At 59.5% G+C, this 15,820-nt stretch carries 18 protein-coding genes and 1 pseudogene; 11 read left to right on the top strand and 8 right to left on the bottom strand.

Annotation, left to right across the window (positions count from 1 at the left end):
* Nucleotides 1–232: 232 nt before the first annotated feature.
* Nucleotides 233–430 (top strand): hypothetical protein, encoded by a 198-nt coding sequence (locus ACK4TM_RS13470; RefSeq protein ID WP_409702102.1) that lies wholly within the window; start codon nucleotides 233–235, stop codon nucleotides 428–430.
* A gap of 3 nt (nucleotides 431–433) precedes the next feature.
* Here ACK4TM_RS13470 and rpsT read toward each other — a convergent pair whose 3' ends face one another.
* From rpsT to mutM, 3 genes are all read right to left on the bottom strand, one after another.
* The gene (gene rpsT / locus ACK4TM_RS13465; protein ID WP_409702101.1) at nucleotides 434–697 is read right to left on the bottom strand and encodes a 30S ribosomal protein S20; all 264 of its coding nucleotides are present in this window, start codon (nucleotides 695–697) and stop codon (nucleotides 434–436) included.
* Nucleotides 698–845: 148 nt separating this feature from the next.
* The gene (locus tag ACK4TM_RS13460; RefSeq protein ID WP_409702099.1) at nucleotides 846–1,622 is read right to left on the bottom strand and encodes an enoyl-CoA hydratase; all 777 of its coding nucleotides are present in this window, start codon (nucleotides 1,620–1,622) and stop codon (nucleotides 846–848) included.
* A gap of 61 nt (nucleotides 1,623–1,683) precedes the next feature.
* Nucleotides 1,684–2,535, bottom strand: coding sequence for a bifunctional DNA-formamidopyrimidine glycosylase/DNA-(apurinic or apyrimidinic site) lyase (gene mutM, locus ACK4TM_RS13455; RefSeq protein ID WP_409702097.1), 852 nt, complete (start codon nucleotides 2,533–2,535; stop codon nucleotides 1,684–1,686).
* An 85-nt stretch (nucleotides 2,536–2,620) separates the two neighbouring features.
* Here mutM and ubiE point away from each other — a divergent pair, with 85 nt between their 5' ends.
* Nucleotides 2,621–3,373 (top strand): bifunctional demethylmenaquinone methyltransferase/2-methoxy-6-polyprenyl-1,4-benzoquinol methylase UbiE, encoded by a 753-nt coding sequence (gene ubiE, locus ACK4TM_RS13450; protein ID WP_409702095.1) that lies wholly within the window; start codon nucleotides 2,621–2,623, stop codon nucleotides 3,371–3,373.
* Nucleotides 3,374–4,903: a 2-polyprenylphenol 6-hydroxylase gene (ubiB, locus tag ACK4TM_RS13445; RefSeq protein WP_409702093.1), complete on the top strand. Its 1,530-nt coding sequence runs from the start codon at nucleotides 3,374–3,376 to the stop codon at nucleotides 4,901–4,903.
* 41 nt (nucleotides 4,904–4,944) lie between these two features.
* Here ubiB and ACK4TM_RS13440 read toward each other — a convergent pair whose 3' ends face one another.
* On the bottom strand, nucleotides 4,945–5,595 hold the full coding sequence (locus ACK4TM_RS13440) for a flagellar hook capping FlgD N-terminal domain-containing protein (RefSeq protein WP_409702091.1): 651 nt from the start codon (nucleotides 5,593–5,595) through the stop codon (nucleotides 4,945–4,947).
* A gap of 9 nt (nucleotides 5,596–5,604) precedes the next feature.
* Nucleotides 5,605–6,627: a flagellar hook-length control protein FliK gene (locus ACK4TM_RS13435; RefSeq protein WP_409702089.1), complete on the bottom strand. Its 1,023-nt coding sequence runs from the start codon at nucleotides 6,625–6,627 to the stop codon at nucleotides 5,605–5,607.
* 659 nt (nucleotides 6,628–7,286) lie between these two features.
* Here ACK4TM_RS13435 and ACK4TM_RS13430 point away from each other — a divergent pair.
* From ACK4TM_RS13430 to ACK4TM_RS13420, 3 genes are all read left to right on the top strand, one after another.
* Nucleotides 7,287–7,580, top strand: a complete 294-nt coding sequence (locus tag ACK4TM_RS13430; protein WP_409702106.1) for a rod-binding protein — start codon at nucleotides 7,287–7,289, stop codon at nucleotides 7,578–7,580.
* Nucleotides 7,573–7,914 (top strand): flagellar protein FlgN, encoded by a 342-nt coding sequence (locus ACK4TM_RS13425; protein ID WP_409702087.1) that lies wholly within the window; start codon nucleotides 7,573–7,575, stop codon nucleotides 7,912–7,914. Before ACK4TM_RS13430 ends, ACK4TM_RS13425 begins: the two co-directional genes overlap by 8 nt.
* 200 nt (nucleotides 7,915–8,114) lie before the next feature.
* A complete protein-coding gene (locus ACK4TM_RS13420) occupies nucleotides 8,115–8,279 on the top strand; it encodes a hypothetical protein (protein WP_409702104.1) in 165 nt (54 codons plus the stop codon).
* Here the strand turns inward: ACK4TM_RS13420 and ACK4TM_RS13415 are convergent.
* The 3 genes and pseudogenes from ACK4TM_RS13415 to ACK4TM_RS13405 all read right to left on the bottom strand — a co-directional run.
* A pseudogene (locus tag ACK4TM_RS13415) lies at nucleotides 8,222–9,535 on the bottom strand (flagellar hook protein FlgE); the annotation flags it as partial. The gene ACK4TM_RS13420 and the pseudogene ACK4TM_RS13415 sit on opposite strands and share 58 nt — an antisense overlap.
* A 97-nt stretch (nucleotides 9,536–9,632) precedes the next feature.
* Nucleotides 9,633–10,469, bottom strand: coding sequence for a flagellar motor protein MotB (locus ACK4TM_RS13410; protein WP_409702085.1), 837 nt, complete (start codon nucleotides 10,467–10,469; stop codon nucleotides 9,633–9,635).
* 71 nt (nucleotides 10,470–10,540) lie between these two features.
* Nucleotides 10,541–10,927 carry a hypothetical protein gene (locus ACK4TM_RS13405; protein ID WP_409702083.1) on the bottom strand — a complete coding sequence of 129 codons (387 nt, stop codon included), beginning with the start codon at nucleotides 10,925–10,927 and terminating at the stop codon, nucleotides 10,541–10,543.
* A 253-nt stretch (nucleotides 10,928–11,180) separates the two neighbouring features.
* Here ACK4TM_RS13405 and chlG point away from each other — a divergent pair, with 253 nt between their 5' ends.
* From chlG to ACK4TM_RS13380, 5 genes are read left to right on the top strand one after another with little or no spacing between them, the layout of a single operon-like run.
* Nucleotides 11,181–12,089 carry a chlorophyll synthase ChlG gene (gene chlG, locus ACK4TM_RS13400; RefSeq protein WP_409702081.1) on the top strand — a complete coding sequence of 303 codons (909 nt, stop codon included), beginning with the start codon at nucleotides 11,181–11,183 and terminating at the stop codon, nucleotides 12,087–12,089.
* Entirely contained in the window at nucleotides 12,086–13,366 is a 1,281-nt protein-coding gene (locus tag ACK4TM_RS13395; RefSeq protein WP_409702079.1) for a BCD family MFS transporter, read from the top strand. The genes chlG and ACK4TM_RS13395 overlap by 4 nt, the downstream gene beginning before the upstream one ends.
* A 3-nt stretch (nucleotides 13,367–13,369) precedes the next feature.
* On the top strand, nucleotides 13,370–14,551 hold the full coding sequence (locus ACK4TM_RS13390; RefSeq protein WP_409702077.1) for a geranylgeranyl diphosphate reductase: 1,182 nt from the start codon (nucleotides 13,370–13,372) through the stop codon (nucleotides 14,549–14,551).
* A complete protein-coding gene (idi, locus tag ACK4TM_RS13385; protein ID WP_409702075.1) occupies nucleotides 14,548–15,081 on the top strand; it encodes an isopentenyl-diphosphate Delta-isomerase in 534 nt (177 codons plus the stop codon). Before ACK4TM_RS13390 ends, idi begins: the two co-directional genes overlap by 4 nt.
* A 60-nt stretch (nucleotides 15,082–15,141) precedes the next feature.
* The gene (locus ACK4TM_RS13380; protein ID WP_409702073.1) at nucleotides 15,142–15,672 is read left to right on the top strand and encodes a gamma-glutamylcyclotransferase; all 531 of its coding nucleotides are present in this window, start codon (nucleotides 15,142–15,144) and stop codon (nucleotides 15,670–15,672) included.
* Nucleotides 15,673–15,820: the final 148 nt, after the last annotated feature.

Here is a 15,820-nt window from a genome sequence, read left to right as displayed (position 1 = left end):
AACGTCATAGGCCGCCTTGGCAGCAAGTGGAAACATGACAGCAGCCGCAACCAGAAAGCAGATCTGGCGCTGATACCGACACAAACAGACAAGTTTCTACGTTTTTGCCACGCAGCCCCAAATCACGTTTGCACGAAGTCCGATCAAAAATAACCCTGCCGGGGCAACGTCCTGAAAGGGGCGCCATCCGTCGCAGTTTTGATCAGAACCCCCATGTCCCCCCCGGAACGATGTGAATCGCAACGTCAAGCTAGCAAGGGGTTTGGGGCTGCTTCAATACAACATCGCGCTTGACTCTGACTTTGGTGAAAAAGAATCTCTGACTGCTTTGTTTTCAGGTGGAAACCCGGCAACCCGGCAACACATGAACAAAAAAGACGCACCCGGATGGGCGCGTCTTTTTGCGATTCTGTCATCTTTGTGGTCGTAGAGCTCAGGCGATTGCCTTGACCCGTGCGGACAGGCGCGACATTTTCCGTGCCGCTGTGTTCTTGTGGACAACGCCTTTGGTGACGCCGCGCATCAGTTCCGGCTGGGCGGCGCGCAGGGCAGCAGCAGCGGCGGTCTGATCACCAGAAGCGATCGCTTCTTCGACTTTGCGCAGGAACGTGCGGATACGCGAACGGCGCATTTTGTTAACCTGAAAACGCGCGTCGTTCTGACGGGCCCGTTTTTTGGACTGTGGTGTATTTGCCATGGGTCTTTCCCTTCGTCGGGTCAAATTGATACTGTTAAGCGCAAAAAGCCCCGACCGGGTTCAGTACCGGTGATTCTGGCCAAAGCGGGCCTCTCGCGCATGTAGTGCTGGCCTTAGAGCAGTTCCTGCCCAAAGGAAACCCGGAATCTTACCTGTCGCGGAACTGTGCCTCGCGTTTCTCCAGAAAGGCGGCCATGCCTTCGGACTGGTCTTCGGTCGCGAACAGCGACTGGAACAGCCGGCGTTCGTACCGCAAACCTTCCGCAAGGGTGGTTTCATAGGCGCAATCCACCGCATCCTTTGCGGCGATCACCGCGATCTGGGATTTCTCGGTGATCTTGATCGCGGCATTGCGCGCCTCTGTCATCAGGTTCTTCGCGGGCACGACGCGGCTGACCAGCCCGCTGCGTTCGGCCTCTGCGGCATCCATGAAACGGCCCGTCAGATGCATGTCCATCGATTTGGATTTGCCCACAAAACGGCTCAGCCGCTGCGTGCCGCCCAACCCGGCGATGACGCCAAGGTTGATCTCTGGCTGGCCGAATTTCGCATTATCGGCGGCGATGATGAAATCGCACATCATCGCCAATTCGCAGCCCCCGCCCAGCGCATAGCCCGCCACCGCGGCGATGATCGGCTTGCGTGTCCGGTTGAAACGGTCGGTTTCATTTTCAAAGAACCGCGTCGTGTACATTTCGACAAAGCTCTTATCAGCCATCTCTGCAATATCCGCCCCGGCGGCAAAGGCCTTTTCCGACCCGGTGATGATGATGCAGCGGGTCTTTTCGCTGGCATCCACCTCTTCCAGAGCAGTGCATAATTCGCGCAGCAATTTCCCGTTCAGCGCATTCATTGCATCCGGCCGGTTCAGCGTGATCGTCGCCACATTGTCGCGCACGTCCAGAATGATGTTTTCGTAGGCCATAAAGCTGTCCTCTTGCTGATGGTCAGACCCTGTGCTTAGCAAAGGGGGCAGACGGATCAAGTTATCTTTGGCATTGCGGACAAAAGAAAGATGACCTGCCCGATTGCGCGATTCGCTGGATCAGCCGGTCACATCCCGGCGTGACGCAGGGCGCGCCTTCGCGGTCATAAACCTGAAACCCGTGCTGAAAATAGCCCAGTTCCCCGTCGCTTTGTCGATAGTCGCGCAGGCTCGACCCGCCTGCGGCAATCGCCTCCAACAGCACGGCACGGATCAACGGCACCAGTGACGCCACCCGTTTTCCGCTGATCTGACCCGCCTTACGTCCTGGGTGGATACCGGCGCGAAACAGAACTTCGCAGACATAGATATTGCCAAGGCCCGCGACAATCCGCTGATCCAGCAGGGCCGATTTGATCGGCGTATTGCGCCCATTCAGGCGGGCAACCAGATAATCCTCGTGAAAGGCATTGCCCAAAGGTTCCGGCCCCAGATCGCGGATCAGCCAATGATCTTCCTGCGTGGCGGTGTGCATCAGATCCATCGCGCCAAAACGGCGGGCATCGTTAAAGGTGATCCGCGCACCGCCCTCCATATGCAACACAACATGGTCATGTTTCGCGGGGGCCGGATGCGGGTGATGGAACACACCCTGCGCCGCGCCGGACACCAGCATCCGCCCCGACATGCCGAGATGGATCAGCAATGTCTCTGCGCTATCAAGATCCACCAGAATATATTTCGACCGCCGCCGCAGCCCCACAACCCGCCTGCCCGTCAGCCTGTCAGACATATTTTTCGGGAAGGGCCAGCGCAGATCGGGGCGGTTCACCTCGGCCCGGATGATCACCTTATCCGTCATCGCAGGCGCTATTCCGGCCTTGACGGTTTCGACTTCGGGCAATTCGGGCATGCTGGACTTTCTATCGGCGAGGCGGCGTTGTAAGCCTTGCACTGCGCCCTATAATTGGGACCAGCGCAAAGGACCACAAGCCCAGATGACCAACGACACAGACAAAACAACCCATTTCGGTTTCGAAACCGTCCGTGAGGATGAAAAGGCAGGCCGTGTGCAGGGGGTATTTTCCTCTGTCGCCAGCAAATACGACATCATGAACGATGTGATGTCCGGCGGCGTCCACCGGATCTGGAAAGATGCGATGATGGATTGGTTGGCACCCCGGCCCGGTCAGCGCCTGCTGGATGTCGCGGGCGGGACGGGCGATGTGTCCTTCCGGTTCCTCAAACGTGCGGGGCGCGGGCATGCCACAGTGCTGGACCTGACGGAATCCATGCTGGTCGAAGGGCGCAAACGGGCCGAGGCGGCGCAGATGTCAGACAGCCTCGACTGGGTCCTGGGCGACGCGATGGCGCTGCCTTTTGATGCCAATACATTCGATGTCTATACGATTTCCTTCGGCATCCGGAACGTCACCCGCCCGCAGGATGCGCTGGCCGAGTCATTCCGCGTTCTGAAGCCGGGCGGCAGGCTGATGGTGCTGGAATTCAGCCAGATCCCCAATCCCATGCTGCAGGCTGCCTATGATGCCTATTCCTTCAACGTGATCCCGCGGATGGGGCAGATCATCGCGGGCGACCGGGACAGCTATCAATATCTGGTCGAATCGATCCGGCAATTCCCCGATCAGGACGCGTTCCTTGGCATGGTCCGCGACGCGGGCTTCGGCAATGCAAAATATCGCAACCTGACCATGGGTGTCGCGGCACTGCATTCCGGCTGGAAACTCTAGGTGCGCGGCCCGCATAATATCATCCGCCTGATCCGCACCGGCGCCACGCTCGAACGCACCGGCGCGATGAAGGTCATTCTGGACGCGTTCGATGTCGGGCCGGTCCTCGGGCTGACGCTGCGGGCTTTCGTCTGGCCGTTTCAATGGCTTGGGTTCAAGGGTGACGTGACGATGCCACCCGCTCCGCGTGCGCTGACTGCCCTTGGTCCGGCCTACATCAAATTTGGGCAGGTCCTGTCGACCCGTCCGGATGTGGTGGGCGACGACATGGCGGTACAATTGCGCGTCCTGCAGGACAAACTGCCACCCTTTTCCATGGCCGAGGCAAAGGCGGAAATTCAGCGCGAACTGGGCTTTCCGGTCGAAAAGCTGTTTTCCACCTTCTCTGCGCCGGTCGCGGCCGCCTCGTTGGCGCAAGTGCACAAGGCGCATCTGGCCGACACCGGCGAGGCTGTGGCGGTCAAGATTCTGCGTCCCGGTATTGAAAAGGCGTTCCGCAAGGATATCGACGCCTTCTATTTCGCGGCCCGCACGATTGAAGTACTGTCGCCTGCGTCCCGCCGTCTGCGGCCGATGGATGTGATCGTGCATTTCGAAGGCGTGGTCACGGGCGAACTCGATCTGCGGCTGGAAAGCTCTGCCGCGGCCGAATTTGCCGTCAGCACAAAGGACGACGCAGGCTTTACCGTTCCGCAGGTGCGATGGCACCTGTCCGGGCGGCGGGTGATGACACTGGACTGGGCGGAAGGCACGGGTATCGGCGATAATGCCGGGCTTGATGCCGCGGGACACGATCGCCGGGAACTCGCGATGCGGGTGCTGGGGCTGTTCCTGAACCACGCCCTGCGCGACGGTTATTTTCATGGCGACATGCACCAGGGCAATCTGAAGGTCAGCGCAAATGGCGACATCATCGCCTATGATTTCGGGATCATGGGCCGGATCGACGAATATACCCGTCGCGTTTATGCCGAAATCCTGTTCGGATTCATCCGCAAGGATTACCAGCGCGTGGCCGAAGTGCATTTCGAAGCAGGCTATGTCCCCGCCCATCAGGATGTCGACGAATTCGCCCGTGCCCTGCGCGCCGTGGGCGAGCCGATCTTCGGCATGGACGCCAGCCGGATATCCATGGCGCGGTTGCTGAGCTATCTGTTCGAGGTGACAGAACGTTTCGGCATGGAAACCCGCACCGAACTGATTCACCTGCAACGCACTATGGTTGTCGTCGAAGGGGTAGCACGATCACTTGATCCCCGGATGAACATCTGGGAAGTCGCAAAACCCGTGGTCGAGGATTACATCAAGCAAAGCATCGGCCCCAAGGCGTTATTGCGTGATCTGGGGCGCACCGCGATGATCCTGTCGCGTTTCGGCCCGCAATTGCCACGCCTTGCGGAACAGGCATTGATCAGGCTCAACAATCCGCCGCCGCCGCCGAAACCGCAGCGGCGCATCGCCCGGCTGTCATGGATGGCGCTGGGAGGCGTTGTGGTCGGCGTGTCCATGTGGCTCGGGCAGATGATGTAGCCACCAGATGCCGCAAAAGGGCTGGCTGGATCGCCCATTCCCTATTTCACCGCATCGCGCAATGCCGTGACCTCGTTGGCGGGCACGGCGATGCCCCCTTTCATGATCAGCTGTTTTTGACCCGCCTCAGACCGCACTTCTGTGACTACGGCATAGATTTCTACGCCCGTTTCACCGATCGGCTCACCTGCCCGGCGATTGATATAGGTAAAGTCATATACCCCTTGCGGGAGCCGCACCCCTGTCGGCCCGATCCCTGCCCAATCCCGCGCATCCGAAGACGCCGGGACAGCGAAACGATCAACGATGAAGCCATCCGCATCGCGCACGACAATTTCCCCTGATTCAGCGCCTGCCATAGGCTTGGGATACAATGTGATGGGATTCCCGTCATAATAGGCCGGTGCCGCAGCGCGCGCATCCTTGCCGACCCATCCTGCCATCTCAGCAAGCGCCGATTGAGACGTCAAGGCACGCAGCAGGTCGTTGGTTACCACCGCCTGTTCAACGGCGGAAAACGTCGCAAGCTGCGTCGCGAAATCGGTCGCCTCGACAGGGTTCAGGGGGTCCTGATTTTTCATCTGCGCTGTCAGCATGCGCAGGAAAGTATCAAAATCGGAACTGATACGCGGCTTTACCGGCACCGGGGGTTGCGTATCCGCAGTACGCGGGGTGGTTTGTGAAATATCCATAACATCTCCTTACAGGCGCAGGTCCAGGCCGGACTTTCTGCGGTCAACCGCGATAATCGGGGCCGACACCTCGGGCGGGGGGCGGCTATCGAAGTGTTGTTGTTGCGGGGCGGGGGTGTCGCCTTCCGGATCGGGCGATCTTTCATCGCTGAATGAAAAGGTGACATCGCTGTAACCCAGCGCATGAAATTCCTCTGTCAGCGTTTCGATATGGCGGCGCATCAGGTCCGTCGTTTCGGGCCGTTCAACCATGATATGCAGCGACAACGCCCCGTCATGCGCGGCGATATTCATCCGCACCCGGCCCAGTTCGACAGGGTTCAGCGCGATTTCGGTGCTCCGGCCCGGATGCTGCGTGATCGCAACGGCCAATTGCTTTGCAATCTGTCGCGGCATGTCGGGTGTTGCCTGTGCGCTCAGGGCAGATGGCTGTCCGGTCTGGCCCCTTTCCGGGGAAATCCCGATCAGTATATCGTCTTGATCCGCCAGCACGTTCATCGCAGTTTTGCTGTCCTGCAAAACCAAGGGCGGGGTCAACGCGCCGACAGGTTCCGCCACATTGACCGCACGCTTGGGCTGCGCGATCACTGTCGGCACCGGCACTGCCCTGTCGGCGCGCAGAGCCTCAAATCTCGCGGCCACGTCGTCTTTCTCGGCCGCCGGGACCGCAATCATCTGGCGCTCTGGGCTCCCATATGGCGCTGGCTGCGTTGACAGATCGCCCCGCGCCGACATGTCTGTCGTCTGGGACGCGGCCGCGGCCGGGCCAATTTTCTCCAGCGGCAGCGGCGTGCGGTCGGACACGCCATGCGACGGCGCGATGGCCGACACTGAAACAACTGTCGCAGCTGACGGCTGCGGCACCGCTACGGGCCGATGCTTCATTGGAATATCGGCATGCTCTGGCACCTGGACCGGATGGCTTTTCGCGTCGGGCACGATCTTATGCTGCACAGGATCGTGACCCAATACTTCGGCGCGCGCCTGAATTTCCGGGCCAGGCCGCTCGTTTGTCCAGGCTAGAGTGAGCATTCCTGATGCAGTTAATCTCTCCTCAGGCCTTTCTGCGCGGCGATCAGGCAGTTCAGCCTCCACAGCTTCGTCGACGGGTTCCACGGGATCTGCGCCGCCCGGAACGCGACCTTCAGATGCGTCTCCTGCGGCAGACACGGCGTCCGGCTGAGGATTCCCGTTCATGAACACATGCGCCTGACCCGACATCTTTTGCAAAATGAGCCTTGCAACCTGCCCGTCCGACGTCACTTCTACCGGCGGCGGTGGTTGATTTACAATTCGCTCTACCTGCGCTGTGGTCAATGACTGCGCAACAGGTCCGGCATCGCGCGGAATCAGATGTGCAGACGGATCATCGCGGGGATCTGTCTCGTCAGGGTTATCCGTGGGCTGATCAGGCTCAGGCGATGACGCATCCAAGGGTGACGTTTCACCCGTAACCGCGCGCGCATCCGTTTCCGCCTCAATCAAAGCGGCAAAAACAAGCTCAAACGCATCGCTAGGATCCGGCAGCAAGGTGCGACGCGGGTGCAGTGATTCCGTGCCTGCAGTTTCCGTGAAAAACAAAGGGAACATCGATTTTCCTGTCCAAGGTTATTTTTGATTTTGGCATTGAAAACTTATTGATTGTTTACCGCTGTGCGGCAGATTGGAAAAAATCTTTGATGGAGCCTGCAATGACCATGATTCCTGTCCTGCCACCGCCACGCGCACCCCTAAACCTGCCTGATTTTATTAATTCTGATTCGAAACTGCGCGACGCCGCACAAAAACTCGAATCGACTTTTCTGGCCGAAATGCTGAAATCAGCCGGCCTTGGGGCAAGCCGGTCAAGCTTTGGCGGTGGGGTGGGTGAGGATCAGTTTTCGTCCTTTCTGAGAGAGGCGCAAGCAGATGAAATGGCCCGCTCAGGCGGCATTGGCCTTGCGGAATCACTTTTCCACGCAATGAAGATCCGCCTGGATGCGTGACAATATCGTTCAGGATCTGCGCCAGCTTCTCGATGCGGAAAACGCCGCGATCATCAACGGCGATTTTCATGTGCTCGACAGCCTCGCGGCGAACAAGTTAGCGCTATTTCAGCGCCTGCACGACGCAGATATCCCGCAGACCGATCTGCGGCGGATCGCGCGCGATATTCAGAAAAACCAGTCACTTCTGGGTGCCGCGATCAAGGGCGTGGCGGCTGCGCGCGCGCGTATTCTGGCGCTGCGTGACGTGCGCCACGGCCTGCAGGTCTATGATCATACAGGCCAATTCGCGGATCTGCCCGTCGCGCGACCCGAGCTGTTGAAGAAGGCATGAATTAATTCAAATCCGCTGCATTGTCGGGCGACGCATTAATCGGTTGTTCAGAGTCCTGCGGCTAAATCAATGTGACTTCCAGAACGGCAAGGCACGATCCGGGAAAGACCCGGGGCACACGTCAGAATGACGCTCCACCTGCAGATTTGCAGTCTCTGAACCCCAACCGGCGCAAAGCGCCAAAAAAAGGACCGACATTCATGTCCAGCATTTTAACGAACAACAGCGCGATGGTGGCGCTGCAAACACTGAAATCCATCAACAACGATCTGTCGCAAACCCAGGCGATGATCTCTACCGGTAAGGCCGTCGGATCTGCGAAAGATAATTCCACGGTCTGGATAACCTTGGCGTTGGACGAATAGGCACGTTGTGTCTGGATCAACTGCGTCAATTCACCCGCGACGTCAGTCGCAGATTCTTCCCTGGCATAGCTGACGATATCCCCGGTCGGGCCATCGCCTGCGTCCCACAGAAAGAAGCTGCCGCTGCTGGGAGTGACGCGAAACATCTGCTGATCAAGGGTTTCAAGACCGTTGACGTTGGACACATCGACCAGAGGCACCTGATATAGAACCCGGTTGATACCGATATCGAATGAGGCGCGGACAAATCCGTTCCTGTCCACCTCGATCGAGGTCAGGCTGCCAACCGGGGTGCCGTTTTTCGACACCGACACCGGCGCAAAAGCATCCGATAATTGCGTTAGCCCGATGGAACTGCCGATTTCGCCGATAGCGATCTCCATCGGGCCGCCATTGACCTGAATCGTCAGATTGCCGGTTGCGGGATCATAGGGGCCACCCAAGGCCGCGACGGTGTTGGCGACACTGGCCAATGTGCCACCGCCGCCACGGGTGGCGTCAAACACCAGCGCATATTCTGCGATCAAATCAGGTAGTCCATCGGCGTTGGCATCCGCTTCGCTGTCGCGGACCTGCATCGTCCACGCATTCGATGCGCCATTTGCAGGGACGGTCGGGATAAAGCTGAAGATGAGGCTCGACGAGGCGCCAAGGTTATCGAAATATTCGACGGTCAAGGCTTCGGTTTCACCGGTGGCCCCTTCACGCGTGGATGTGGCAGGCAGGTTGACGGCAAGCCCGATGCGCGTTGTCGCCTCGCCCGCGAACTGGTTGGCATTGATCTGCACCGGCACAAGACCATCGACCGAGTCGCGCGGATAATTTGGGATCGTGCCATCGGCCAAGGCAGGTACCCCCATCAGGACCATGCCGCCGGGGCTGACCAAATAGCCCTGCGCATCCGGTCGGAATGATCCTGTCGTCGTCAGATGCATGGGATTTTCGCCGTTGCCGACAGCCACCGCCGCGGCCGTAGTCACCGGCAACATACCGCGCCCGCGCACGGCAAGGTCGGTGGGGTTCGACGTGGAAACCAGCGCGCCCCTTTCATCGATCCGCCGCGATACGCTGGTGCGCACCCCGCCTGCGGAATAGGTGCCGCGCCCGCTTTCGATCACCATGGATTCGAAATCGGTCACCGCCCGTTTATAGCCATAGGTGCCCGCATTCGCGATGTTGTCGGAAATCGTCGCCAGGCGCGATGCATTCGCCGCAAGGCCGGCAACACTGGCGTTCATGGAGGAAGAGATGCTCATTCAAAAGGGCCTTTCAGATACATGTGAAGCTTTGTTTCCGTCAGTCTAAATCCCGCGCATTAACATCAGACTAACAATGCGCACGGACATCGCGCCGTCAGATGTCCGCGCGCAATAAAATAACCTCCATCCGGTTGTTGCGTATCGCGGTCGGGTCGCCCACCGCCGGTTTGCGGTCGCCAGCACCCGTCTGCCGGACGATTCGCTGCGGGTTGAGGCCGCCTGTCTGCAGCATCTGGCGCATCTGCGCCGCGCGCCCGGTCGACAGATCCCACAGCGGATCGTCCCGCATCGGCAGTGGCTGTGCGCGCAGATGGCCGGTGATCGCGACAGGGTTGGTCACAGTTGCGAAAAGCCGGGCCAGCACGCCTGCGATTTCAATGGTGACGGGATTCGGTTCCAGGGTTGTGTCGACAAAAAGCTGCGCATCAGGCAGATCGAAGATTTCGACGATCAGCCCATCCTCGGTCAGGCGGGTGATGATATGGCGCAGCGCCTGTTCGGAAACCATGCTTTCGCCACCGCGGCCAAGCAATATATCCTCGATCTGCTGCAGGGCGGCGACCTGTGCGGCGGCGGCGCTGTCTTCCGCGATCTCTGATTCGGTCCGGACGGGGCGGTCGCCGATGGTGGGCTGGCGCGCACCTGTCCCGCTTTGCGCCAAGGTATCTTCGCTAAATATGCTGTCACCGCCAAACGCGCCGGTGCCGCCGCCCGACACGCGATTGATGGCGATATTGGGCGAAAAGTAATCCGCCAGGCCCTTGCGCTGTTGTTCGGTGGTCACATTGAGCAACCACATCAGCATGAAAAAAGCCATCATCGCCGTGACAAAATCGGCATAGGCCACCTTCCAAGCGCCGCCATGGTGCCCGCCGCCGGCGATCACCTTTTTGCGTTTGATTATCGTCGGAGCATTCGATCCCGTTGTCATATCCACACCTTTCCCACCCGCAACCAGCGATAAAGGGGAAAGTGTGAAGACCCTGTTAAAAATCCATTTCGTTATAAATGCGATGATGACGGGTCAGAACTGATCGTGGCGGCATGCCGGTTGATGGCCGCGCGCGCGGTTTCGGCTGCGGTCATCGCCGCCAGCATCGCCTGTGTCAGCGCAACAAAGCCGGTGTCATAATCCTTGCGCTGATCGCTGGCGTGCAGATCGCGGATCACGTTGAACAGGTCAGAGCGGGCATCAAAAAGATTCCGCGTCAGTTGTGTCATGGCGAAATCCTGCGGCATCACCCGCGCCGCAAGCCGCGACAGCAATTCACGCTGACGGACCATGTCGGATCGGTTGGTCCCATCGGGCACCGCATCAATCCGAAGTTGCAGGTCAATGATCCGGTCAATCAGATCGGCGGGGTCACAAGGGACAAGAATATCATTCATCAGTGCGTTCCATTACCAGCCGCAGCCTTGGGTCGGTGTTGAAACTAGCAAGCACCTTGCAGTCAGATGACCGCAAACCGTTAATCTTGTCAAAAGACCCACCGTACGGTGGTCCGAAAAAAACGCTTGAACGCGGCTACATTTTGTGTATCGGCACGACGACTTGTTAGTTCAGACCCGCGTGACTAATTTACGCAATGTAAGGTTTAGTTTACACTTGCCCCTCGACGTGATGTCATTCTAAACTGACAGTATGAGCGTTTCGTCCGACACATCCCTCCCCGATCTGCGGCGCTGGCCCGAACCACGCGCCATGCTCCGCCTGATCAAGCCGGTCACATGGTTTCCGCCGATGTGGGCGTTTTTATGCGGCATCGTCGCGTCTGGCGTCAGTCCGGCCGGCCATTGGATGCTGATCCTGCTAGGCGTGCTGCTGGCCGGGCCGATTGTCTGCGGCATGTCGCAGGCGGCGAATGACTGGTGCGATCGGCATGTCGATGCGATCAACGAACCGGACCGCCCGATCCCGTCAGGGCGGATACCGGGGCGCTGGGGCCTGTGGATCGCGCTGGCGATGACAGGGCTGGGGCTGGGCGTGGGCTATCAACTCGGGCCATGGGGTTTCGGCGCGACGATCATGGCGATCATGGCCGCTTGGGCTTATTCAGCAGAGCCTTTCCGCGCCAAGAAATCTGGCATCTGGGGGCCAGCGCTATGCGGTCTGGCCTATGAAACGCTGCCTTGGGTCACCGGTGCGGCGATCCTGGCCGCTGGTGCGCCATCGCTGCCCGTGATTACAATCGCCGTGCTTTACGGGTTGGGCGCGCATGGCATCATGACGCTGAACGATTTCAAAGCGGTTGAGGGCGACCGGGCCATGGGCCTGCGGTCCTTACCTGTCACGCTCGGCCCTGACGGTGCCGCCCGCGTCGCCTGCTGGGTGATGGCGGTCCCACAAGTCGCCGTGGTTGGCCTGCTGTTTTATTGGAACCACCCGTTTCATGCCTTGGGCGTCACTATGATGCTGGCCGTGCAAGTCGCCGCCATGCGGGTGCTGCTGCGCGACCCCTTGGGCAAGGCGCAATGGTATCAGGGCATGGGCATCCTGTTTTACATCAGCGGCATGATGATCGCCGCTTTCGCGCTGCGGGGGATCGCATGACGCTGACATGGGTACAGATTATCCGGCTGGGTCTGGTGCAGATGGCGCTGGGCGCGATCGTGGTGCTGATGACCTCGACCCTGAATAGGCTGATGGTGGTGGAACTGTCCCTGCCCGCCGTGATCCCCGGCTTACTGGTCGCACTGCATTACGGAATCCAGATGTCGCGGCCCAAATGGGGCCATGCGTCGGATGCAGGCGGGCAGCGCACGCGATGGATCATCGGCGGGATGGTCGCGTTGGGCGCAGGCGCGCTGATCGCCACCTTCGGGCTGATTGTGTTAGAGGGGTCTTTCCTTTGGGGCATGGTCATTTCTGCCATTGCCTACGCGCTGATCGGGCTGGGCGTGGGGGCGTCCGGCACGTCGCTGCTGGCTTTGCTTGCCACCACCACGGCACCGCATCGGCGCGCTGCTGCGGCAACGATCACATGGCTGATGATGATCTTCGGCATTGCGATGACCGCTGGTATCGTGGGGACGCTGATCGACCCTTACACCCCGCTGAAACTGCTCGAAATCGTCGCCGGAGTCGTTTTGATCGCCATCACGGTCACCACCGTCGCCGTCTGGGGCGTCGAACGGGGGCTGAAAGTCAGCCGCGCACCCGACCCCACCCCGTTCCGCCAAGGGCTGGCAGAGGTCTGGGCCGAACCCAAGGCGCGTAATTTCACACTATTCGTGTTCCTCGCTATGACCGCCTATTTCATGCAGGAACTGATCCTGGAACCCTATGCCGGGCTGGTTTTCGGCATGACGCCGGGGCAGACCACGTCACTGTCAGGCGCACAGAATGGCGGTGTCTTTTTGGGGATGCTGACCGTCGGCATCATGGCGACGGGGTTGAAAATCGGCGCTTTGCGCAACTGGGTCATGGCGGGTTGCCTTGGCTCTGCCGCCGCCCTTGCCATGATCACGCTGCTGGGGCCGATGGGACCCGGCGCACCGATCCTCCCTGCGGTCATGACGCTTGGCTTTTTCAACGGCATGTTCGCGGTTGCCGCCATCGGGTCGATGATGGCGCTGGCCGGTGAAGGCCGTGCGCGGCGCGAAGGCACGCGGATGGGCCTTTGGGGTGCGGCGCAGGCGATTGCCGCCGGTTTTGGCGGCTTGCTGGGCGCTGCCATGGCCGATGTCCTGCGGCTGACGTTGACCGACACGCAAGCCTTCGGCGCTGTGTTCCTTTTTGAAGCCTCTCTTTTCATCGCAGCGGCCCTTGTCGCGGCCAAAATCATGGACCGCGCAATGCCGTCCGCAACCCTCGTTCCGGGAGAATAGCCAATGCAATATGATGTCGTCGTCGTCGGTGCGGGGCCTTCCGGGGCCACTGCCGCCGAAGATCTTGCCCGTTCCGGTCACAAGGTCGCATTTATCGACCGTGAAGGCCGGATCAAACCCTGCGGCGGGGCGATCCCGCCCCGTTTGATCGCGGATTTCTTTATCCCTGACGAACAGATCGTGGCCAAGGTGAACACCGCGCGGATGATTTCGCCCACTGGGCGCAAGGTCGATATCCCGATTGAAAACGGCTATGTTGGCATGGTGGACCGCGAACATTTCGACGCTTTCCTGCGCCAGCGCGCAACCGATGCTGGCGCGCATCGCTATGCCGGGACATTTACCAGAATCACCCGTGATACGGACGGCACCCATGTCAATTACCGCGACAAGGTGACGGGCGAAGATATGAAGCTGACCGCGAAACTGGTGATCGGTGCCGAGGGCGCGCGGTCCAACGTCGCGCGGGCCGAGATCAAGGATGGCGACAAGATCCCCTATGTGATCGCCTATCATGAGATTATCGAGGCACCGAAGGCCAACGCCGCCTATGACCCTTTGCGCTGTGACGTCATCTATGACGGTCGCATTTCGCCCGATTTCTATGGCTGGGTCTTTCCACATGGCGCGCAGGCCAGTGTCGGGATGGGGTCAATGATCAAATCGGTGGATGTGAAACAGGCCACCGCCGATCTGCGCGCGAGCGCCGGGCTGGCCGATTGCAAAACGATCCGCCGCGAAGGCGCGCCGATTCCGCTGAAACCGCTGGACTGTTGGGACAATGGCAAGGATGTCGTGTTAGCCGGTGATGCGGCGGGTGTCGTGGCCCCGTCATCGGGTGAAGGCATCTATTATGCGATGGTCGGGGGCCGCGTTGCCGCGACGGCCGCAGCGGCTTGTCTAGCGTCCGGTCGGGTCAAAGACCTGCAACTGGCGCGCAAATTGTTCATGCGGGAACATAAACAGGTTTTCCGGGTTTTGGCCGCGATGCAGAACGCCTATTATCGCAGCGACGAACGGCGTGAGCGATTTGTTTCTCTGTGTCACGATGTCGACGTGCAAAAGCTGACCTTCGAGGCTTATATGAACAAGAAACTCGTGAAAGCCCGCCCCATGGCCCATCTGAAGATCGGTATCAAGAACCTTGCGCATCTGACGCGCCTGGTCTCGCCATTGCGCACATGACAATCATGATCCCGGCCTGGGTGAATGGCACACTGCAACCGGTGGAAAAGCTTGACGCGCATCGGCGCGGGCTGAAACACAAGGCGGTCAGTGTCTTTGTCCTGAACCGGGGGCGGGTGCTGATCCAGCAACGCGCCTTAGGCAAGTATCACACGCCGGGGCTGTGGGCGAATACCTGCTGCACCCATCCCGGATGGAATGAGGACCCGACAACCTGTGCCTTGCGGCGGCTGGACGAGGAATTGGGGATCACCGGCCTGCACCCCGCGCATCGCGACCAGATCGAATATCGCGCCGATGTCGGCGGCGGCCTGACCGAACATGAACTGGTCGAAGTTTATGTCGCCGATGCGCCCGATGACCTGATGATCGCACCCGACCCGGCAGAGGTGATGGCGACGCGCTGGGTCGATTTCTACGAATTGTCCGCCGATGTGACCCGCGATCCCGAACATTATACGCCCTGGCTGCGGATCTATATGCAGGATCATTGCGATACGATCTTTGGCGATCTCATGCGCGCGGTCTGAACCCTTTTCGTCGGCCCTCAAAAGGTGTTTACCGGGGGCAACAGAAAAGGACGGCAGATCATGGCGCTTTGGGTTTTCGGATATGGGTCGCTGTTGTGGAACCCGGGATTTACGCCGATCCGACAGGTCACGGCGCGATTGCCGGATTATCACCGCAGTTTCTGCATGCTTTCAATCCATCACCGGGGCACGATTGATGACCCCGGCCTTGTGCTGGCGCTGGATCATCTGCCGGGCGGGCAATGCACCGGCGTCGCGTTAGAGGTGGACCCGAACGAGGAAAGCACCGTTCTGGCCATGTTGCGCGAACGTGAATTGATCAGTTCCGCCTATTATGAGGACAATGTCGACCTGATCTGCAATGATGGTGAAACGATCAGCGCGCTTGCCTATATCATCGACCGGGACCATCCCCAATATTGCCGGTTCGATCTGGAAAAGCAGGCGCAGATGATCGCCCATGCGATAGGCGGGCGCGGGCCGAATGCCGAATATCTGTTCAATACCGTCACGTTGCTGACGGAAATGGGGATCAAGGACGACGAAATGCGCTGGTTGGCGGACCGGGTCCGTGCCTTGAAGGCAACATAAGACAGATGTGATAAAAATTGGATTTGTCCGCACCCTTGCAAATGCTGCTATGGATGCGGTGAAACCGACCAGTTCAGGATAAACCTTCGTGTCAGAAAAACGACCAGCCAAAATATCGGCGCAGTTTTCCCAGCCCATCCGGCAATTG

It is taken from the genome of Yoonia sp., assembly GCF_046292185.1.
Lineage (GTDB): Bacteria > Pseudomonadota > Alphaproteobacteria > Rhodobacterales > Rhodobacteraceae > Yoonia.
Note: the sequence above shows the minus strand (reverse complement) of the source record. Positions and strands in the feature narration are given on the sequence as shown.